Source organism: Streptomyces sp. NPDC054887 (assembly GCF_053610585.1).
Genome location: NZ_JBSGYQ010000039.1, coordinates 46,471 through 67,016, shown reverse-complemented (window position 1 = coordinate 67,016; position 20,546 = coordinate 46,471). Strand labels below are relative to the sequence as shown.

Sequence of the window (20,546 nt, the reverse complement as noted above, 5' to 3'; positions counted from 1 at the left end):
CGGCTTCCATGTTCGACACCGTCCTGGTCGCCAACCGGGGCGAGATCGCGGTCCGCGTGATCCGCACGCTGCGGGAGCTGGGCGTGCGCTCGGTGGCCGTGTTCAGCGACGCCGACGCGGACGCCCGTCACGTACGGGAGGCGGACACGGCGGTCCGCATCGGTCCGGCGGCGGCGTCGGAGAGCTATCTGCGGACCGACCGCCTGCTGGAGGCCGCCGCACGCACGGGCGCGCAGGCCGTCCACCCGGGGTACGGCTTCCTCGCGGAGAACGCGGCGTTCGCGCAGGCGTGCGCGGACGCGGGCCTCGCCTTCATCGGGCCGCCCGCCTCCGCCATCGCCCTGATGGGCGACAAGATCCGGGCGAAGGAGACAGTACGGGCGGCCGGCGTGCCGGTCGTGCCCGGCTCGTCGGGCAGCGGCCTGACGGACGACGAACTGGCGGCCGCGGCGCGGGAGATCGGCATGCCGGTCCTCCTGAAGCCGTCGGCCGGCGGCGGCGGCAAGGGCATGCGCCTGACGCGGGTGGAGTCGGCCCTGGCCGACGAGATCGCGGCGGCGCGGCGCGAGGCGCGGGCGTCGTTCGGCGACGACACGCTGCTGGTCGAGCGGTGGATCGACCGCCCCCGGCACATCGAGATCCAGGTCCTGGCGGACTCCCACGGCAACGTGGTGCACCTGGGCGAGCGCGAGTGCTCCCTCCAGCGCCGGCACCAGAAGATCATCGAGGAGGCGCCGTCGGTCCTCCTCGACGAGGCGACGCGCGCCGCGATGGGCGAGGCGGCGGTCCAGGCGGCACGTTCCTGCGGCTACCGGGGCGCGGGCACGGTGGAGTTCATCGTCCCGGGCAGCGACCCGTCGTCGTACTACTTCATGGAGATGAACACCCGCCTCCAGGTGGAGCACCCGGTGACCGAGCTGATCACCGGCCTCGACCTGGTGGAGTGGCAGCTGAGGGTCGCGGCCGGTGAGGAACTGCCCTTCTCGCAGAAGGACATCACCCTCACGGGACACGCAGTGGAGGCCCGGGTCTGCGCGGAGGACCCCTCGCGCGGCTTCCTGCCCTCGGGCGGCACGGTCCTCTCCCTCCACGAGCCGCAGGGCGACGGCGTGCGCACCGACTCCGGCCTCACCGAGGGCACGGAGGTGGGCAGCCTGTACGACCCGATGCTGTCCAAGGTCATCGCGTACGCCCCGGACCGGGCCACCGCCCTGCGCCGGCTGCGTGCCGCCCTCGCGGACACCGTCACCCTGGGCGTCCCCACCAACGCGGGGTTCCTGCGCCGCCTGCTGGCCCACCCGGACGTCGTCGCGGGCGCGCTGGACACCGGCCTGGTCGAACGCGACGCGGACAGCCTGGTCCCGGACGGTGTGCCGCCGGAGGTGTACGCGGCGGCGGCGCTGCTGCGGACCCGCGGGACGGCCACCGCCGGGAGCTCGGCGCCCTGGACCGACCCGTTCTCCGTACGCACGGGATGGCGCCTGGGCGGCACCCCCGCCTGGACGGTCCACCACGCCCGCGTACCGGGCCACGACCCCGTGGAGATCCGGCTGCGCACGACGGCGACGGGCGCGGAGCTGCTGCTCCCCGGCCCGCCCGGCGCGGCGCCCGACCTGGCGGCCGCCGTCCCGCTGGAGCCCGTGGCCCCGGCCGGCGACGGCCCCGCGGGAGAGGGCAGGCCCCACCGGGCCGGGGCCCTGCCGCCCGTCGCGGAGGAGTCGCTGTCCCCGTCGGCGGTGCGCGAGCCCCTGCCCGTCCGGGCCCGGCTGGTCACCGCCGGCGCGGACACCGTCACGGTGGAACTCGCCGGGGTCACCCACACCTTCAGCCACGCCGCCGGCCCCGAGGGCCTGTGGCTGGGCCGCGACGGGGACGGCTGGCACGTCCAGGACCACGACCCCGTCGAGGCCGGCCTCACCGGCGCGGGCCGCTCCGGCGTCGACACCCTCGCCGCCCCCATGCCGGGCACCGTGACCGTCGTCAAGGTGTCCGTCGGCGACCACGTCGACGCCGGGCAGAGCCTGCTGGTCGTCGAGGCGATGAAGATGGAGCACGTCATCTCCGCCCCGCACGCCGGCACCGTCACCGAGCTCGACGTGACGCCGGGCTCCACCGTCGCCATGGACCAGGTGCTGGCCGTGGTCACCCCGCAGGAGGAGTCGTGACCGACGGGCTTCCGATGCGCGTACCGGCGAGCGGCCTGCCGGCCCGCGTACGCATCCACGAGGTCGGCGCCCGCGACGGCCTCCAGAACGAGAAGACCGTCGTACCGACCGAGGTGAAGGCGGAGTTCGTCCACCGGCTGGCCGACGCCGGGCTGACGACCGTGGAGGCGACCAGCTTCGTGCGCCCGGAGTGGGTGCCCCAGCTGGCCGACGCGGAAGCCCTCTTCCCGCTGCTCGGCGACGTGGACGCCGAACTGCCCGTGCTCGTGCCGAACGCCCGCGGGCTCGACCGCGCCCTCGCGCTCGGGGTGCGCCGGATCGCCGTGTTCGGCAGCGCCACCGAGACGTTCGCACGCCGCAACCTCAACCGGACCGTCGACGAGTCGCTCGCCATGTTCGAGCCCGTCGTCGCCCGCGCGCGGCGGGACGGCGTCCACGTGCGCGGCTACCTCTCCATGTGCTTCGGCGACCCGTGGGAGGGGGCGGTCCCGGTCCACCAGGTGGTCGGGGTCGCCAAGGCGCTCCTCGACCTCGGCTGCGACGAGCTGAGCCTCGGCGACACCATCGGCGTGGCGACCCCCGGGCACGTCCTGGCCCTGCTGACCGCCCTCAACGAGGCCAGGGTCCCCACCCCGGCGGTCGGCGTGCACTTCCACGACACGTACGGCCAGGCCCTGGCCAACACCCTCGCCGCGCTCCAGCACGGCGTCACCACCGTGGACGCCTCCGCGGGCGGCCTGGGCGGCTGCCCGTACGCGAAGAGCGCCACCGGAAACCTCGCCACCGAAGACCTCGTGTGGATGCTCCACGGCCTCGGCGTCGAAACCGGGGTCGATCTCGGCCGCCTCACCGCCACGAGCGTGTGGATGGCCGAACGGCTGGGCCGCCCCAGCCCCTCCCGCACCGTGCGTGCCCTGTCCCACAAGGAGTCGTAGCCATGTCCCTCGACCACCGTCTCTCTCCCGAGCACGAAGAACTCCGCCGCACGGTCGAGGAGTTCGCGCACGACGTCGTCGCCCCGAAGATCGGCGACTACTACGAGCGCCACGAGTTCCCGTACGAGATCGTCCGCGAGATGGGCCGCATGGGCCTGTTCGGCCTGCCCTTCCCGGAGGAGTACGGCGGCATGGGCGGCGACTACCTCGCCCTCGGCATCGCCCTCGAAGAGCTGGCCCGCGTCGACTCCTCCGTGGCCATCACCCTCGAAGCGGGCGTCTCGCTCGGCGCGATGCCCGTCTTCCGCTTCGGCACGGAGGAGCAGAAGCGCGAGTGGCTGCCCCGCCTGTGCTCGGGCGAGGTGCTCGGCGCGTTCGGCCTGACCGAGCCGGACTGCGGCTCGGACGCGGGCGGCACGAAGACGACCGCCCGCCGCGAGGGCGACGAGTGGGTGATCAACGGCTCGAAGTGCTTCATCACCAACTCCGGCACGGACATCACGGGGCTGGTCACCGTCACCGCCGTGACCGGCCGCAAGCCCGACGGCAAGCCGGAGATCTCCGCGATCATCGTCCCGTCCGGCACCCCGGGCTTCACCGTCGCCGCCCCGTACAGCAAGGTCGGCTGGAACGCCTCGGACACCCGCGAGCTGTCCTTCTCCGACGTACGCGTCCCGGTCGCCAACCTCCTCGGCGAAGAGGGCCGGGGGTACGCCCAGTTCCTGCGCATCCTCGACGAGGGCCGCATCGCCATCTCGGCCCTCGCGACCGGCCTCGCCCAGGGCTGCGTCGACGAGTCGGTGGCGTACGCGAAGGAGCGGCACACGTTCGGCCGGCCCATCGGCTCCAACCAGGCGATCCAGTTCAAGATCGCCGACATGGAGATGCGCGCCCACATGGCCCGCGTCGGCTGGCGGGACGCGGCGTCGCGCCTGGTCCAGGGCGAGCCGTTCAAGAAGGAGGCGGCGCTCGCGAAGCTGTACTCCTCCACGGTCGCGGTCGACAACGCCCGCGAGGCCACGCAGATCCACGGCGGCTACGGCTTCATGAACGAGTACCCGGTGGCCCGCATGTGGCGCGACTCCAAGATCCTTGAGATCGGCGAGGGCACGAGCGAGGTGCAGCGCATGCTGATCGCCCGCGAGCTGGGGCTGACCGGCTGACGTCCTGACGGCCGGGCTCAGATCTCCTGGAGCCTGTTCGCGAAGACGTGGGCCCCGATGTCGCGGCCGAGCCGCAGACCGTCGGTCGCGTCCCAGCGGTAGTGCACGCCCAGGTAGAGGCGGCTCATGGCGTTCTCCTCCTCGGCCTGGCGGAAACCGGTGAACCGGCGCGCGCGCACCGGCGACTTGGTGTCGTCGGTCCTGCCCTCGAACGCGATCGCGTCGGTCTTGAAGTACGCCCGCATGATCGTGCCCCACGCACCGGCGAAGGCGGCGTGCCCGGACGCCCAGGCCGGGAAGCAGGGCGTGGCGCCCAGCGGCTGCCACGACGTGTCGCCGAGGCCGTCGCGGATCGCGGAGACCGGCCGCCAGAGGTCGATCTCCGTACGGTACTTGACGTCCCACTCCGCTATGGCGGCGTCGGCCAGCGCCACGGACAGGAGCGCGAACAGCCGGGCGTTCTCGTACGTGTCCAGGTTCCGCTGCGCGGCGACGACGCGGGTGTGGTCGATCAGCTGCCCCGGCGGCTTGTACGTCCGGTCGGCGTCGTTCGCCCAGAACCAGGCCGCCGCGGTCTTGTCGGCGTCCCGGTCGGCGAGCGACGCGGTGGCCGAGCCGACCCGTCGGACCTCCTCGACCTGCTGCCGGTACTCCTCGCTGGCGACGAGGGCTTCGTACGTGGCGAAGCGCTCCGGCGTGGGTGGCCGGAAATGGGCGCCCGCCGGGATGGCGAACGGCTGCACCCGCCCCCAGTGCGGGTCGACGGCGTCGCTCTCCTGGGCGCAGGAGGCCCCACCGGTGGGCCGCCAGGCGCCGGGCTTCCCGTCCAGGCTGTACGCGTCCTCCGTGCTCGACCCGTCCAGAACGCGGTGGTCCCAGACGCGCTTGGCCGTCGGCTCGGCGACCAGCGGCTTGAGGATGTCGAACGCCGTCCAGTCGTTGCCGAACCGGTCCTTGAACCGCTGGTTGACGAACAGGCTCTCGGCCGGGAACAGCCGTACGAGGATGTCGCGTGCCGTGAACCCGATCACGCGTTCCTGCTCGTCCGGGCCCTGCTGGAAGGGCGCGCCGGAGTACTTGGGCGCTTCCAGGTAGGGCCGGTACCTCATCCGGTACCAGGTGTTGTAGTACGCGCTGACGGCGTCGAAGATCGCCACGTTGGTCATCGCGGCGGCCCGGGCGAGCGGGCCGGGCCCGACCCCGGTCTGCTTCCTGAACACGTCCAGCAGGACGCCGTTCCAGTAGTGCACGGGATCGCCCACGAAGGCGGTCGCCCGCGCGGACGCCGGAACGGGCGCTGCGCCGGCCCGCGGGGCGGTGGCCGGCAGCGCGGTGAGCGCGCCGGTCGCGGCCAGCAGGCCCAGGGCGCGCCTGCGGCTGAACAAGGGTCTCGCGTACGGGTCCATGGTCGTCGTCCCCCTCGTCTCGGCATGAATGTGCCGGCGCGGGACCCCGTGTCCCCCGTCCCCGCGCCGGCAGTGCGAGAGCCTAGGACGGGCGCGGGGACGGGCGCGTCGACCACAGGGTTGATCCGCGGGTGGACTACGGCGGTACGCCGCGACGCCCGCGTCGCCCAGCGCGGGAGCCGTTCGGGGCCGTCCGGGGAAGCGTCGGGGGGGCGGGGGAGCCGTCAGCGCGGGTCCGGGGCGCCCGGCACGACGAGACCCGTCTCGTAGGCGACCACCACCGCCTGCGCGCGGCTGGACAGGGCCAGTTTCGTCATGGTCCGGTTGAGGTGGGTCTTGACCGTCGACTCGCTGATGACGAGCTTCGCGGCGATCTCCGCGTTCGACAGACCCGTGCCCACGAAGCGCAGCACCTCCAGTTCGCGCGAGGTGAGGACGGACAGGTCCGGGTGCGCGGACTCGGCGGCGCGGAGCAGCGGGGAGTGCAGGTACGACTCGACGAGCCGGCGCGTGACCGTGGGCGCGAACAGCAGGTCGCCGGCGGCGACCACCTCGATGGCGGCCAGCAGCCTTTCCGGCCCCGCCGCCTTGAGCAGGAAGCCGCAGGCCCCGGCCCGCAGGGCGGCGTACACGTACTCGTCCAGGTCGAAGGTGGTCAGCACCATGATCCTGGGCGGCGGTTCGCCGGCGTCGGCGAGGATGCGCTCGGTGGCGGTGATGCCGCTCATGCCGGGCATCCGGATGTCCATCAGGATCACGTCGGGCCGCAGCGCGGACGCCAGCCGGACGGCCTGCTCGCCGTCCGCCGCCTCGCCGGCCACCTCGATTCCCGGCGCCGCCCGCAGCAGCGCGGCGAGGCCCGCGCGGATGAGGTCCTGGTCGTCGACAACGAGCACCGTGGTCACTGCGGTCGGCTCCTTCACCGAGCCGGCGTTCCCCGGCCCATCAGCCCCCTCTCTGCACGGCGGGCGCGGGCGGGGCAGGCAGTACGAGTCCGACCTCGAATCCTCCCTCGCGCCGCGGTCCGGCGGACAGACTCCCGCCGTAGAGCTTCGCGCGCTCCCGCATGCCGATCAAGCCGTGGCCGTGCCCGGCGCCGATTGTGGCGCGATCCCGACGGCCGTCCCCAACACCCCGCCCGTCCGCGTCGTCCACGCCGCGCCGGCCCCCGTCGCGGCCTCCCCCGCCCAAGCCGCCGTCGTCGGTGACGGTGATCCGCACCTCGTCGGGCAGGTAGGCGGCCACGACCTCCACGCACCGGGCGGTACGGGCGTGTTTGAGCACGTTGGTGAGGGCCTCCTGGACGATCCGGTAGGCGCACAGTTCCGCTCCCGGCGCCAGCGGCCGCTCCCGGCCCGTGACCCGCAGCCGCACCGGCACCCCGGCGTCCCGTACGCGCTGGACGAGCTCGTCCAGCCGCCCGAGGCCCGGCGCGGGGGCGAACTCCCCCGCGCTCCCGTCCTCCTCGTCCTCGTCCGCGTCCGCCCGCAGCAGCGACAGTGTCCTGCGCATCTCGCGCAGCGCCTCACGCGTCGTCTCGCCCACCGTGCGCAGGGCGTTCTCGGCCGTGCCGGGGTCGGACGTGACGACGTACTGCGCGAGTCCCGCCTGGACGGAGATGACGGAGAGGTGGTGGGCGACGACGTCGTGCAGTTCACGGGCGATGCGGACGCGTTCGTCCGTGACGGCGCGCCGCGCCCGCTCCTCCTGCACGTGCGCCAACTGGGCCGCCAGCACGACCAGTTGTGCATTGCGTTCGAACAGCCGGCGCGCCGCCGAGCCGAACCAGCAGATGCCCGCGGGAATCACCACGCTCTGGGCGATCACCGTAGGCATGGAACCGCCCTCGCGGGCCCAGCCGCCGTACCACCACACCACGCCGACCAGTGCGGCGCAGGCGGCCGTCGTGCGCGGCGGACGGAGGGAGGCGACGGTGTAGAGGGCCATCAGCGAGCCGAGCGAGTTGACGACGGGCCAGTACCCGAGGTGGATGTACCACATCCACACCGCGCAGAGCGCGACGACGACCGGGACGGGCCACCGCCTGCGCACCACCAGCGGCAGGTTGACCAGCCAGATGAGCGCGACCCCGGCCTGGTCCATCTGGCGCCATCCGGGCGGCGGCCGTTCGTGGCCGAGCAACAGGCTGACGCCCACGTACGACAGGGCGAGGACGGCGTCCACGGCCACCGGAGGAAGCCGGCGCCGTGCCGCGGTCCGCCCGGCCGTCGAGAGCATCGGCGCAGCCTAGCGGCAACACCCCGGGCCGCAAGGGCTGTTGCGGACGCCTTCCGCCGCTCCCGGCCCGCACCACGAACCACCCGCTGGACAGCCCGTGAGGTTAGGCTAACCTACCTTCGAATCGTCCCCCGGTGGACCCCGCACGTACGAAAGCAGACACCGTCATGCCTCACGCCCGAGCTTCCCACCTTTCCCGCCGCAGCCTGCTGGCCGTCGGCGGCGCCCTCGGCATCGGCGCCGCGCTGACCGCCTGCGGCGAGACCTCCGCCAAAAGCGAGGACAAGGCCGCCGGGAAGTCGGGCCCGTGGACGTTCAAGGACGACCGCGGCAAGACGGTGAAGAGCCCCGCCACCCCCAAGAACATCGTCGCGTTCACCGGTGTCGCCGCCGCGCTCCACGACTTCGGCGTCGAGGTCAAGGGCGTCTTCGGCCCGACCAAGACCGCCGACGGCAAGGCCGACGTCCAGGCCGGTGACCTCGACATCAACAAGGTCAAGATCATCGGCAACGCCTACGACGAGTTCAACGTCGAGGCGTACGTGGGCCTCGACCCGGACCTCCTGGTCACCGCCATGTGGGAGAAGGACAAGCTCTGGTACGTCCCCGAGGCGTCCAGCAAGAAGATCCTCAAGGTCGCCCCGAGCGTCGCCCTGTGGGCCGCCGAGACCACCATCCCCAAGGCGATCCAGCGCCACGCCGACCTGGCCGAGTCCCTGGGCGCGGACGTCAAGGGCAAGAAGACCACCGACGCGAAGGCCCGCTTCGAGAAGGCCGCCGAGCGCCTGCGCCAGGCCGCCAAGGCCAACCCGAAGGTCAAGGTCATGATCGGCTCCGCGAGCCCGGACCTCTTCTACGTCTCCCTCGCGAAGATGTCGGCGGACACGCTCTACTTCCAGGAGCTCGGCGTGAAGTTCGTCGAGCCGAAGGTGGACGCGGCCGGCTTCTTCGAGAGCCTGAGCTGGGAGAACGTCGACAAGTACAAGGCCGACATCATCATGATGGACAACCGGACCGCCGTCCTCCAGCCCTCCGCCCTCAAGGACAAGCCGACCTGGACGCGCCTGCCCGCCGTCAAGGCCGGCCAGGTCATCCCGCGCACCACGGAGCCGATCTACTCCTACGACAAGTGCGCGCCGATCCTCGAGGACCTCGCCGAGGCCATCGAGAAGGCCAAGAAGGTCGCCTGACGATGACCCGGGCCGAGACCGCCGAAGAGACCGCGACCGTTCCGTTCCGTCTCTTCGGCCTGACGGTCGTGCGGACGCGCCGGCTCAGCACAACCATGCTCCGGGTGACGTTCGCGGGCGAGGACCTGCGGGCCTTCGCCTCCGGGGGCCGTGACCAGAGCCTCTCGCTGTTCCTGCCGCATCCGGGGCAGGCGGAGCCGGTGCTGCCGCCGGAGACCGATCCCGACTGGTTCGGCTCGTACCGCGCGCTGCCCGACGACGTACGGGCGGTCATGCGCTCGTACACCCTGCGCGAGCAGCGCCGCGCGGCCGACGGAGCCCCGGCGGACGAGGTCGACATCGACTTCGCGCTGCACGGCGACGGCGGGCCGGCCGGCCGCTGGGCGGCGCGGGCGAGCGCCGGCGACCGCGTCGTGGTGCTCGGTCCCGCCGTCGCGGACAACACCGCCGTGCGCTTCCGGCCGCCGCAGGACACCGACTGGGTCCTCATGTGGGCGGACGAGACGGCTCTGCCGGCCGCCGCCGCCGCCCTGGAGTGGCTGCCGGCCGGAACGAGGGCCAAGGTCTGGATCGAGGTCCCGCACGCCGACGACCGCCTGGAGCTGACCACGGCGGCCGACGCGGACATCACCTGGCTGGTACGGGACGAGAACGCGCCCTCCGCGCTGGACGCGGTCCGCGCCGTGCCGGCGGAGGAGCTGCCCGAGGGCACGCCGTACACCTGGATCGCCGGTGAGTCCTCGTGCGTACGGGCGCTGCGCCGCCATCTCGTCCAGGAGCGCGGGTTCGACCGCAAGCGCGTGACGTTCGTGGGCTACTGGCGCCGCGGGCTGAGCGAGGAGCAGCTCCGCGAGCGGGCGGAGGAGGACGAGGCGTAGGCCGCCCGGCACCACCACAACTGCGCCCCGGGGGGCGAGGGTTCGTTGCGCATTGAAGTTAGGTTAGGCTAACCTTACTTTAACAACGGCCCTCGCCCCCCTCTCCTGTTCGGAGGGCAGTTGAATCCCGTACCCGGAGACAGTTGATGCGCTCACACCTGCTCAATGACACGACCGCCGAGCGGTATCGCCAGACCGCCACCGCAGCTGTCGAGCGGGTGGCGGACAAACTCGCCGCGACCGGAAGGCCGTTCACCGGCATCACCCCCGAGCAGCTCGCCCCGGCCTTCGACGCGATCGACCTCGACCAGCCGCTGGGCGACGTCACCTCCGCCCTGGACGAACTCGAATCGGTCTACCTCCGGGACGCGGTCTACTTCCACCACCCGCGCTACCTGGCCCACCTCAACTGCCCGGTCGTCATCCCCGCCGTCGCCGCCGAGGCCGTGCTCTCCGCGGTGAACTCCTCCCTCGACACCTGGGACCAGAGCGCGGGCGCCACCCTCATCGAGCGCCGGCTCGTCGACTGGACGGCGAGCCGCATCGGCTTCGGCACGCAGGCCGAGACCAACGCCGACGGCGTCTTCACCAGCGGCGGCTCGCAGTCGAACCTCCAGGCCCTGCTCCTCGCCCGCGAGGAGGCCAAGACCGAGGACTTCTCGAAGCTGCGCGTCTTCGCCTCCGAGTGCGGCCACTTCAGCGTCCAGAAGTCCGCGAAACTCCTCGGCCTCTCGCCCGACGCCGTCGTCGCGATCCCCTGCGACGGCGACAAGCGCATGCAGACCATGGCCCTCGCCCAGGAACTCGCCCGCTGCGCGCAGGCCGGCCTGGTCCCCATGGCCGTCGTCGCCACCGCCGGCACCACCGACTTCGGCTCGATCGACCCGCTGCCCGAGATAGCCGAGCTGTGCGAGCTGTACGGCGCCTGGATGCACGTCGACGCCGCGTACGGCTGCGGCCTGCTGGCCTCCCGTACCCGCCGCCACCTGCTGACCGGCATCGAGCGCGCCGACTCCGTCACCGTCGACTACCACAAGTCGTTCTTCCAGCCCGTGAGTTCGAGCGCGCTGCTGGTCCGCGACGGCGCCACCCTGCGCCACGCGACGTACCACGCCGACTACCTCAACCCGCGCCGGATGGCCGAGGAGCGCATTCCCAACCAGGTCGACAAGTCCCTCCAGACCACCCGCCGCTTCGACGCCCTCAAGCTGTGGATGACCCTGCGGACCATGGGCGCGGACGGTGTCGGCGAGCTGTTCGACGAGGTGTGCGACCTGGCCTCCGACGGCTGGCAGCTACTGGCCGCCGACCCGCGCTACGACGTCGTCGTCACGCCCACGCTCTCCACCCTCGTCTTCCGCTACATCCCGGCCGACGTCACCAGCCCTTCGGTGATCGACCGCGCCAACCTGTACGCCCGCAAGGCGCTGTTCGCCTCCGGCGACGCCGTGGTGGCCGGGACGAAGGTCGGTGGCAAGCACTACCTGAAATTCACCCTTCTCAACCCCGAGACGACGCTGACCGACATCGCTGCCGTCCTCGACCTCATCGCCGGCCACGCCGAGCAGTACCTGGGAGAGTCCCTTGTCCACGCCTCTTGAGTCCCTCGCGCCTCTCGATTTCATCGGTATCGGACTCGGTCCGTTCAACCTCGGGCTCGCCTGCCTGACCGAGCCGATCGACGAGCTCGACGGTGTCTTCCTGGAGACGAAGCCCAACTTCGAGTGGCACGCCGGGATGTTCCTCGAAGGCGCCCACCTCCAGACGCCGTTCATGTCGGACCTGGTCACGATGGCCGACCCGACCTCGCCGTACTCCTTCCTCCAGTACCTGAAGGAGTCGGGGCGGCTGTACTCCTTCTACATCCGCGAGAACTTCTATCCGCTGCGGACCGAGTACAACGACTACTGCCGCTGGGCCGCCGCCAAGCTGAGCAGCATCCGCTTCAACCAGACGGTCACCTCCGTCGAGTACGACGCCGCGACCGAGCTGTACACCGTGCGCACCCAGGACACCACCTACCGCGCCCGTCACGTGGTCCTCGGCACCGGCACCCCGCCGTACATCCCGGACGCCTGCCAGGACCTCGGCGGCGACTACATCCACAACTCGCGCTACCTCGACGGCAAGGCGGCGCTCCAGGCGAAGAAGTCCATCACCCTGGTCGGCAGCGGCCAGAGCGCGGCGGAGATCTACTACGACCTGCTGTCCGAGATCGACGTGCACGGCTACCGGCTCAACTGGGTCACCCGCTCCCCGCGCTTCTTCCCGCTGGAGTACACCAAGCTCACGCTGGAGATGACGTCCCCGGAGTACGTCGACTACTTCCACGCGCTCCCGGAGAAGACCCGCTACCGCCTGGAGTCGCAGCAGAAGAACCTCTTCAAGGGCATCGACTCCGAGCTGATCGACGCGATCTTCGACCTGCTCTACCAGAAGAGCCTCAAGGGCCCCGTCCCCACCCGCCTGCTCACCAACTCCTCGCTCGACACCGCGAGCTACGACGCCGGGAGCGGTACGTACGCCCTCGGTCTGCGCCAGGAGGAGCAGGGCAAGGACTTCGAGCTGACCACCGAGGGCCTGGTCCTCGCCACCGGCTACCGCTATCGCACGCCCGCCTTCCTGGAGGGCGTACGGGACCGGATCCGCTGGGACGGTCACGGCCGCTTCGACGTGGCCCGCAACTACAGCATCGACACGACGGGACGCGGCATCTTCCTCCAGAACTCCGCCGTCCACACCCACAGCATCACCTCGCCCGACCTGGGCATGAGCGCGTACCGCAACGCCTTCATCATCCGTGAGCTGCTGGGCTCCGAGTACTACCCGGTCGAGAAGGCCATCGCTTTCCAGGAGTTCGCCGTATGAGCACGCCGCAGTTCACGATCCGCCCCCTCGACCCCTTCGCCGACGCGCGGCTGCTGCACGGCTGGGTCACCCACCCCAAGGCCGCGTACTGGATGATGCAGGACGCCTCGCTGCCGGACGTCGAGCGCGAGTACATGGCGATATGCGCCTCCGAGCACCACGACGCCTTCATCGGTGAGCACGAGGGCGGGCCGGCCTTCCTCATGGAGCGCTACGACCCTGCCCACGTCGAACTCGTGGGCCTGTTCGACTCCCGGCCCGGCGACGTCGGCATGCACTTCCTGGTCGCGCCGACCGACACGCCCGTCCACGGCTTCACCCGCGCCGTGATCACCGCGGTGATGGAGGCGCTGTTCGCCGACCCGGCCACCCGCCGTGTCGTCGTCGAGCCCGACGTGCGCAACACCGCCGTCCACCGTCTGAACGAGGCCGTCGGCTTCGAGATCGTCGAGAAGATCGCCAAGCCGGAGAAGGACGCGTACCTGAGCATCTGCACGCGGGAGAGCTTCAACGCCGCCGTGGGAGCCGCCCTGTGACCTCCACCGCCCTGTCCCCCGCCGAGGCCGTCACCCACCTCACGCCCGAGCGCTGGGCCCGCGCGAGCCGCCTGCTCGTCCGCAAGGCCCTCGCCGAGTTCTCGCACGAGCGCCTGCTGACGCCCGAGCCGCTCGGCGACGACCGGTACTCCGTCCGCTCCGACGACGGCGCGACCGAGTACCGCTTCGCCGCCCGCCGCCACGCGCTCGACCACTGGCAGGTGGCCGCCGACTCCATCACCCGCCACCGCCACGGCGCCGAGATCCCCCTCGACGCGCTCGAGTTCTTCATCGAGCTGCGCGAGGCGCTCGGCCTGAGCCCGGAGATCCTCCCCGTCTACCTGGAGGAGATCAGCTCCACCCTCTCCGGCACGGCGTACAAGCTCACGAAGACGCCCGTCTCCGCCGACGCCCTCAGCCGCTCCGGCTTCCAGGCGGTCGAGACGGGGATGACCGAGGGCCACCCGTGCTTCGTGGCGAACAACGGCCGCCTCGGCTTCGGCATCGACGAGTACCGCGCGTACGCCCCCGAGACCGCGGCCCCCGTCCGGCTGATCTGGCTGGCCGCCCGGCGCGACCACGCCACCTTCACGGCCGGCGTGGGACTCGACTACGAGAGCTTCGTACGGGAGGAGCTGGGCGAGTCGACCGTCGACCGGTTCGCGGCGACGCTGTCCGGCCTCGGCCTCGACTTCGCGGACTACTACCTCATCCCGGTCCACCCCTGGCAGTGGTGGAACAAGCTGTCCGTCACCTTCTCCGCCGAGGTCGCCCAGCACCGCCTCGTCTGCCTCGGCGAGGGCGACGACACGTACCTCGCCCAGCAGTCGATCCGCACCTTCTTCAACACCAGCGACCCGGCGAAGCACTACGTGAAGACGGCCCTGTCCGTCATCAACATGGGCTTCATGCGCGGACTGTCGGCCGCCTACATGGAGGCCACGCCCGCCATCAACGACTGGCTGGCCGGCCTGATCGCGGGTGACGACACCTTCCGGGCGACCGGTCTGACGATCATCCGCGAGCGCGCGGCCATCGGCTATCACCACCGCCAGTACGAGGCCGCCACCGCGAAGGGCTCCCCGTACCTCAAGATGCTGGCCGCGCTCTGGCGCGAGAGCCCCGTCCCGTCGCTCGCGCCGGGCGAGCGCCTCGCCACCATGGCGTCGCTGCTGCACACCGACGACGACGGCGGATCCTTCGCGGGCGCCCTGATCGCTGAGTCGGGGCTCGCGCCCGAGGAGTGGCTGCGCCGCTACCTCCACGCGTACCTCACGCCGCTGCTGCACAGCTTCTACGCGTACGACCTGGTCTTCATGCCGCACGGCGAGAACGTCATCCTCGCCATCGAGGACGGCGTCGTCACCCGGGCGGTCTTCAAGGACATCGCGGAGGAGATCTGCGTGATGGACCCGGACGCGGTGCTGCCGCCCGCCGTCGAGCGCGTGCGCGCCGAGGTGCCGGAGGACATGAAACTGCTGTCGATCTTCACCGACGTCTTCGACTGCTTCTTCCGCTTCCTCGGCGCCACGCTCGACACGGACGGCGTCGTCGGCGAGGAGACGTTCTGGCGGGCGGTCGCGGAGTGCGTGGCCGACTACCAGAAGGCGCACCCGGAGCTCGCGGACAAGTTCGCGCAGTACGACATGTTCGCGCCCGAGTTCGCGCTGTCCTGCCTGAACCGGCTCCAGCTGCGGAACAACAAGCAGATGGTCGACCTCCAGGACCCGGCGGGCGCCCTCCAGCTCGTCGGCGCCCTCGACAACCCGATCGCGCGGTACGCACCCGCCTGACCGGGACGCATGGACGGGCGGGCGCCCGTGTCCCAGGCCCTCACGGACGCCCGCCGCACCATCCGCCGCCCGCCGCTACTCCGCGGGCCAGGGCACCTGCGGCGAGCGGTGGTAGTCGATGCCCAGCGCGGACATCCGCGGCCCCTGGGCCGCGAGTCGCACCTTGTACGCGTCCCAGTCGTGCGTGGCGGCGGGCGACCAGCCGAGCTCGGCGATGCCCGGCAGCCTCGGGAAGGCCATGTACTCGACCTGGTCGTTGGTCCACACCGTCTCGGACCACATCGGCGCCTCCACGCCGAGGACGGACTCCGCCGGCGCGCCCGGCAGGTAGGCCCCCGGGTTCCAGTCGTACGAGCGCTGCACCTCGACGTACCCGGCCCAGGACAGGCCCAGCGGGGTGCTCTTGTCGTACTTCATGTCGAGGTAGGCCCGGTCGGCCGGCGACAGCACCAGCTTCGTGCCCTTCTTCGCGGCGTTGGCGACCTGCGCCTTCTCCGTGGCCGACGTCCGGTCGAGGCCCCAGTACTGCGCGACCGCGCCCTCGACCGGGTTGCCGCCCGTGAGCTGGTGCCAGCCCATCACCGTCTTGCCGTACTCGCCGACGACGGCCTGCGCCTTGTCCATGAAGGCGACGTAGTCCTTGTGCGGCGTGGAGTGCGCCTCGTCGCCGCCGATGTGGAGGTACTCGCCGGGCGTCATCGCGGCGATCTCGCGCACCACGTCGTCGAGGAACTCGTACGTGACGTCCTTCGGCACGCACAGCGAGCTGAAGCCCACGTTGGTTCCCGTGTAGAGGGGCGGCGCGACGCCGTCGCAGTTCAGTTCGGCGTACGAGGCGAGGGCCGCGTTGGTGTGGCCGGGCACGTCGATCTCGGGGACGACCTCCAGGTGGCGGGAGGCGGCGTACCGCACGATCTCCCGGTAGTCCGCCTTCGTGTAGTAGCCGCCGGGGCCGCCGCCGACCTGGGTCGAGCCGCCGTACGTGGTCAGGCGCGGCCAGGAGTCGATGGCGATGCGCCAGCCCTGGTCGTCGGAGAGGTGCAGGTGCAGCTTGTTGATCTTGTACAGCGCCATCTGGTCGATGTACGTCTTGACCTTGTCGACGCCGAAGAAGTGCCGGGACACGTCGAGCATCGCGCCCCGGTAGCCGTAGCGCGGCGCGTCCTCGATCGTGCCGCCCGCGACCGTCCAGGGCCCGCGCTGCCGGGTGTCCTTCTCCACGGACGCGGGCAGCAGCTGACGGAGCGTCTGGACGCCGTGGAAGAGCCCGGCGGCCCGGCGGGCGGTGATGGTCACGCCGTGCCGGCCGGACTCCAGCCGGTACCCCTCGTCGCCCAGCGAGGCGTCCCGGGAGCCGAGCCGCAGCCGGATGCCGTCCCTGGCGTCCCGTTCGGTGACGGGGAGCTCGAAGCCCGTGGAGGGGCGCAGGATGTCCGCGAGGTACGAGCCGATGCGCCGCGCCTCCCGCGAGTCGTCGTCCACGCGGATGCGCGTGCGGGCCGTCAGGGCGTAAGAAGGCCCGCCCTCGGACACGGAGGCGGGCGCCGGAACCACTTGGCTCAACGGTCTCGCCCGGGCGGCCTGCTCGGCGGCGGCCGGAGCGGCCGCGACGCTGCCCGCGCCGGCGGCGACGACCAGGAGCAGCGGGGCGAACAGACCTGGAATCCTTCTGCGTTGACTCACGGGCGGTCCCTTCGGCGGGGCTTCGCAACAGTGGCATGGTGCAGGCGAACGGTCACCATGCGTATCGCGCGCCCCCTCCGGGGTCAAGGGTGTAGACCACTCGGCCGCCCTGTGTCGCCCCGCGCGGCCGGGCGAGCGCCCCCCGAAGCGCCCCCGAGCGCCCGCCGCGTCAGCAGCCGCGACCTGGGCTTTTCCGTTTGTGACGAGAATCCTGCCCGATAGCGGGCAGATTTCTTGCGTACACCCCGGATCCCCCGCAGTATCTACGGGTGCTCGAACGCCGCCCGTCGTCCCCGTACGACGACCTCATCGACCACCTGGTCCGCAGCACCGCGCTCCCGCGCGGTGAGGCCGCCCGGGTGGTGCTCGACGTACTGGCGTACTTCGACGAGACGGCCGAGGACTTCGTGCGCCGCCGCCACCGGGAGCTCCAGTCCGGCGGCCTGGTGAACGCGGAGATCTTCGAGCGGATCGCGGCCGAGATGCCGCACCGCGCCGTGGCGCCGCCGGAACTCTCGCTCCGGCAGCTGCGCCGCATCGTCTACGGCTGAGCACCCACTCTCAACGACTCGAGGGATACACACTTCATGTGCGGAATCGTCGGTTACATCGGCAAGCGTGACGTCGCCCCCCTGCTGCTCGAAGGGCTCCAGCGCCTGGAGTACCGCGGCTACGACTCGGCGGGCATCGTGATCACGAGCCCCAAGGCCAGCGGCCTGAAGATGGTCAAGGCCAAGGGACGCGTCCGCGACCTGGAGGCCAGGGTCCCCAAGCGCTTCGCCGGCACGACCGGCATCGCCCACACCCGCTGGGCCACCCACGGCGCCCCGAGCGACGAGAACGCCCACCCGCACCTCGACGCCGAGGGCAACGTCGCCGTCGTGCACAACGGCATCATCGACAACGCCACCGAGCTGCGCGCGAAGCTGGTCGCCGACGGCGTCGAGTTCCTCTCCGAGACCGACACCGAGGTCCTCGTCCACCTCGTGGCGCGCTCGCAGGCCGTGACGCTGGAGGAGAAGGTCCGCGAGGCCCTGCGCCACGTCGAGGGCACGTACGGCATCGCCGTCATGCACGCCGACTTCTCCGACCGCATCGTGGTCGCCCGCAACGGCTCGCCGGTCGTCCTCGGCATCGGCGAGAAGGAGATGTTCGTCGCCTCGGACATCGCCGCGCTCGTCTCGCACACCCGCCAGATCGTCACCCTCGAAGACGGCGAGATGGCCACCCTCAAGGCCGACGACTTCCGCACGTACACCACCGAGGGCTCCCGCACGACGGCCACGCCGACCACCGTGGAGTGGGAGGCCGAGTCGTACGACATGGGCGGCCACGACACCTACATGCACAAGGAGATCTCCGAGCAGGCCGACGCCGTGGACCGCGTGCTGCGCGGCCGCATCGACGACCGGTTCTCCACCGTGCACCTGGGCGGCCTCAACCTGGACGCCCGCGAGGCGCGCGGCATCCGCCGGGTCAAGATCCTCGGCTGCGGCACCTCGTACCACGCGGGCATGATCGGCGCGCAGCTCATCGAGGAGCTCGCCCGCATCCCCGCCGACGCCGAGCCGGCGTCCGAGTTCCGCTACCGCAACCCGGTCGTGGACCCCGACACCCTGTACGTCGCGGTCTCCCAGTCCGGTGAGACGTACGACGTGCTCGCGGCCGTGCAGGAGCTGAAGCGCAAGGGCGCCCGCGTCCTGGGCGTCGTCAACGTCGTCGGCTCGGCGATCGCCCGCGAGGCCGACGGCGGCATGTACGTCCACGCCGGCCCCGAGGTCTGCGTCGTCTCCACGAAGTGCTTCACCAACACCGTGGTCGCCTTCGCCCTGCTCGCGCTGCACCTGGGCCGCATCCGCGACCTGTCCGTCTCGGACGGCAAGCGCCTCATCGAGGGCCTGCGCAAGCTGCCCGCCCAGATCGCCGAGATCCTCGAGACCGAGGACGACATCAAGAAGATCGCCGAGGAGTACGCCGGCGCCCAGTCGATGATGTTCATCGGCCGCGTCCGGGGCTACCCGGTGGCCCTGGAGGCCTCCCTCAAGCTGAAGGAAATCTCCTACATCCACGCCGAGGCGTACCCCGCCTCCGAGCTGAAGCACGGCCCGCTCGCCCTGATCGAGCCCGCGCTGCCGACGGTCGCGATCGTGCCCGACGACGAGCTGCTGGAGAAGAACCGCGCGGCGCTGGAGGAGATCAAGGCCCGCAGCGGCCGGATCCTGGCGGTCGCGCACCGCGAGCAGGAAAAGGCCGACCACACCATTGTGGTGCCGAAGAACGAGACGGAGCTGGACCCGATCCTCATGGGCATTCCGCTTCAACTCCTGGCATACCACACGGCTTTGGCCATGGGTCGCGACATCGACAAGCCGCGCAACCTCGCCAAGTCCGTGACGGTCGAGTAGCAGCCGGACGCCGCGTCGTCGTGGTCCCGTGCGCTACGGGATCACGATGACCGGCCGCTGCGCGCGCCGCGCCAGCCGGCCGGCGACGGAGCCGAAGATCCGCCCGACGATGCCGTGGGTCGACCCGACCACGATCGCGTCGGCCGAGTACTCCTGGCCGACCTCCTCCAGCTCGTGGCAGATGTCGCCGCCGCGCTCGACGAGGATCCACGGCACTTCGGCGAGGTAGTCGGCGCAGGCCAGCTCCAGGCCCAGCACCTCGGTGCGGTGATCCGGCACGTCCACGAAGACCGGGGGCTCGCAGCCCGCCCAGACCGTGGTCGGCAGCCGGTTCGCGACATGGACGATGATCAGGCCTGAGCCCGACCGCACCGCCATGCCGATGGCATAGGAAAGCGCCCGCTCACTGGAGGTGGAGCCGTCGAAGCCGACGACGACACCGTGCCGGAAGGCGGGGTCGCAGGAATGGCGCGTCTGTTCCACCGCCCGGAGGTCGTCCAGGGGATCGACGACCTGCTTGCGGTCCGCGGGTTCGGGGATTTCGTGACCGGCCATGAGTGTCTCGGCGAGAAGTCCTCTGGGGAGGGGTCGCTCTTACTGAGGGAAGCTACGACAATTTGAACAGTGAACTGTGTCTGGGAATCATCTTCCCAAGCCCATACCCCCAAGGGTACGGCGACACTCCTTTCCTGCCCAGTGCCCGCCGGTCCCTCGCACGGCGTTTCAGGGAGCATGCACGAGCCCGGAGCGTAAGGCAATGCCGGTTGCCCCCTACAGCCGTCTCGACAGACGGACCCCTCAGTGACCCCTGACGGCCACCGTCCGTTAGGCACGGCCCACCCGCGTACGTGAGGAAGCCGCCGTGCCCGGACCTTCGACCGGCCCCGCCACCGCACCCGTCCCCGCGCCGCGCGGCCACCGCCGGACGGCCGGGCCGCCGGCCCCGGCGCCCCGGGGGCCCCACCCCGCCGACGCGGTCGGCGGACTCGTCCGCTGGGCCGCGTTCAGCTGCGCACTCGTCCCCGTCGTGCTCGTCCTGTACGGCACCTCCGTCGGCGGCGCGGCCGCCGCCGCGCTGGGGCTCGCCGCCGTGACCGCCGCCTGCCGCGTGCTGCTGCGCCGGTCCGAACGCGTCGCGGCCGAGGCGGCGGCGCGGGAGCCCGGGCGGACGCGGACGGGGCCGGCGCGAGCGCGCCGGGGCGGGCGTCACGCGGGGCCCGGAGCTCCGGACGAATGAGGGTTTCGTACGCACGGACCCATTGCTTTTCAGCCAACTTCTGGCCGTG

The 20,546-nt window shown here is 71.5% G+C and carries 17 protein-coding genes; 12 read left to right on the top strand and 5 right to left on the bottom strand.

All coding sequences use genetic code 11. The features are described from left to right. Positions 1-8 precede the first annotated feature (8 nt). Genes ACWGH0_RS22235 through ACWGH0_RS22225 form a run of 3 tightly spaced genes read left to right on the top strand, consistent with a single transcriptional unit; the run spans position 9 to position 4,263 of the window. Positions 9-2,165, top strand: coding sequence for an acetyl-CoA carboxylase biotin carboxylase subunit (locus tag ACWGH0_RS22235; protein ID WP_453405943.1), 2,157 nt, complete (start codon positions 9-11; stop codon positions 2,163-2,165). Then, positions 2,162-3,100, top strand: a complete 939-nt coding sequence (locus tag ACWGH0_RS22230) for a hydroxymethylglutaryl-CoA lyase (RefSeq protein ID WP_453405930.1) — start codon at positions 2,162-2,164, stop codon at positions 3,098-3,100. Before ACWGH0_RS22235 ends, ACWGH0_RS22230 begins: the two co-directional genes overlap by 4 nt. Positions 3,101-3,102: 2 nt before the next feature. Beyond that, positions 3,103-4,263, top strand: coding sequence for an acyl-CoA dehydrogenase family protein (locus ACWGH0_RS22225; RefSeq protein ID WP_453405929.1), 1,161 nt, complete (start codon positions 3,103-3,105; stop codon positions 4,261-4,263). 17 nt (positions 4,264-4,280) lie between these two features. On the opposite strand, the gene ACWGH0_RS22220 is transcribed toward ACWGH0_RS22225, so the two are convergent. From ACWGH0_RS22220 to ACWGH0_RS22210, 3 genes are all read right to left on the bottom strand, one after another. Further along, positions 4,281-5,648: a vanadium-dependent haloperoxidase gene (locus ACWGH0_RS22220; protein ID WP_453405928.1), complete on the bottom strand. Its 1,368-nt coding sequence runs from the start codon at positions 5,646-5,648 to the stop codon at positions 4,281-4,283. A gap of 245 nt (positions 5,649-5,893) precedes the next feature. Then, complete coding sequence (locus ACWGH0_RS22215; protein ID WP_453405927.1) at positions 5,894-6,574, bottom strand: response regulator; 681 nt, start codon at positions 6,572-6,574, stop codon at positions 5,894-5,896. A gap of 40 nt (positions 6,575-6,614) precedes the next feature. After that, positions 6,615-7,907 carry a sensor histidine kinase gene (locus ACWGH0_RS22210; protein ID WP_453405926.1) on the bottom strand — a complete coding sequence of 431 codons (1,293 nt, stop codon included), beginning with the start codon at positions 7,905-7,907 and terminating at the stop codon, positions 6,615-6,617. 167 nt (positions 7,908-8,074) lie between these two features. Here ACWGH0_RS22210 and ACWGH0_RS22205 point away from each other — a divergent pair, with 167 nt between their 5' ends. The 6 genes from ACWGH0_RS22205 to ACWGH0_RS22180 all read left to right on the top strand — a co-directional run bounded on the left by ACWGH0_RS22205 (position 8,075) and on the right by ACWGH0_RS22180 (position 15,172). Further along, the gene (locus ACWGH0_RS22205) at positions 8,075-9,097 is read left to right on the top strand and encodes an ABC transporter substrate-binding protein (RefSeq protein WP_453405925.1); all 1,023 of its coding nucleotides are present in this window, start codon (positions 8,075-8,077) and stop codon (positions 9,095-9,097) included. A gap of 2 nt (positions 9,098-9,099) precedes the next feature. Next, the gene (locus tag ACWGH0_RS22200) at positions 9,100-9,975 is read left to right on the top strand and encodes a siderophore-interacting protein (RefSeq protein WP_453405924.1); all 876 of its coding nucleotides are present in this window, start codon (positions 9,100-9,102) and stop codon (positions 9,973-9,975) included. Between the two features lie 146 nt (positions 9,976-10,121). Beyond that, entirely contained in the window at positions 10,122-11,576 is a 1,455-nt protein-coding gene (locus ACWGH0_RS22195) for a pyridoxal phosphate-dependent decarboxylase family protein (protein ID WP_453405923.1), read from the top strand. Beyond that, positions 11,560-12,843 carry a lysine N(6)-hydroxylase/L-ornithine N(5)-oxygenase family protein gene (locus ACWGH0_RS22190; RefSeq protein ID WP_453405922.1) on the top strand — a complete coding sequence of 428 codons (1,284 nt, stop codon included), beginning with the start codon at positions 11,560-11,562 and terminating at the stop codon, positions 12,841-12,843. The genes ACWGH0_RS22195 and ACWGH0_RS22190 overlap by 17 nt, the downstream gene beginning before the upstream one ends. Next, positions 12,840-13,379: a GNAT family N-acetyltransferase gene (locus ACWGH0_RS22185; protein ID WP_453405921.1), complete on the top strand. Its 540-nt coding sequence runs from the start codon at positions 12,840-12,842 to the stop codon at positions 13,377-13,379. The genes ACWGH0_RS22190 and ACWGH0_RS22185 overlap by 4 nt, the downstream gene beginning before the upstream one ends. Then, positions 13,376-15,172 carry an IucA/IucC family protein gene (locus tag ACWGH0_RS22180; protein ID WP_453405920.1) on the top strand — a complete coding sequence of 599 codons (1,797 nt, stop codon included), beginning with the start codon at positions 13,376-13,378 and terminating at the stop codon, positions 15,170-15,172. Before ACWGH0_RS22185 ends, ACWGH0_RS22180 begins: the two co-directional genes overlap by 4 nt. A 75-nt stretch (positions 15,173-15,247) precedes the next feature. Here ACWGH0_RS22180 and ACWGH0_RS22175 read toward each other — a convergent pair whose 3' ends face one another. Continuing rightward, positions 15,248-16,855 carry a beta-N-acetylhexosaminidase gene (locus ACWGH0_RS22175; RefSeq protein ID WP_453405919.1) on the bottom strand — a complete coding sequence of 536 codons (1,608 nt, stop codon included), beginning with the start codon at positions 16,853-16,855 and terminating at the stop codon, positions 15,248-15,250. Between the two features lie 269 nt (positions 16,856-17,124). Between ACWGH0_RS22175 and ACWGH0_RS22170 the strand changes: the two genes are divergently transcribed. Together ACWGH0_RS22170 and glmS are read left to right on the top strand one after the other, a co-directional pair. After that, positions 17,125-17,406, top strand: a complete 282-nt coding sequence (locus ACWGH0_RS22170; protein WP_028811565.1) for a hypothetical protein — start codon at positions 17,125-17,127, stop codon at positions 17,404-17,406. A gap of 36 nt (positions 17,407-17,442) precedes the next feature. Next, positions 17,443-19,260: a glutamine--fructose-6-phosphate transaminase (isomerizing) gene (gene glmS, locus ACWGH0_RS22165; RefSeq protein ID WP_453405918.1), complete on the top strand. Its 1,818-nt coding sequence runs from the start codon at positions 17,443-17,445 to the stop codon at positions 19,258-19,260. Between the two features lie 33 nt (positions 19,261-19,293). On the opposite strand, the gene ACWGH0_RS22160 is transcribed toward glmS, so the two are convergent. After that, positions 19,294-19,815: a universal stress protein gene (locus ACWGH0_RS22160; protein WP_453405917.1), complete on the bottom strand. Its 522-nt coding sequence runs from the start codon at positions 19,813-19,815 to the stop codon at positions 19,294-19,296. Positions 19,816-20,122: 307 nt separating this feature from the next. Between ACWGH0_RS22160 and ACWGH0_RS22155 the strand changes: the two genes are divergently transcribed. Continuing rightward, a complete protein-coding gene (locus tag ACWGH0_RS22155; RefSeq protein ID WP_453405916.1) occupies positions 20,123-20,497 on the top strand; it encodes a hypothetical protein in 375 nt (124 codons plus the stop codon). Positions 20,498-20,546 lie beyond the last annotated feature (49 nt).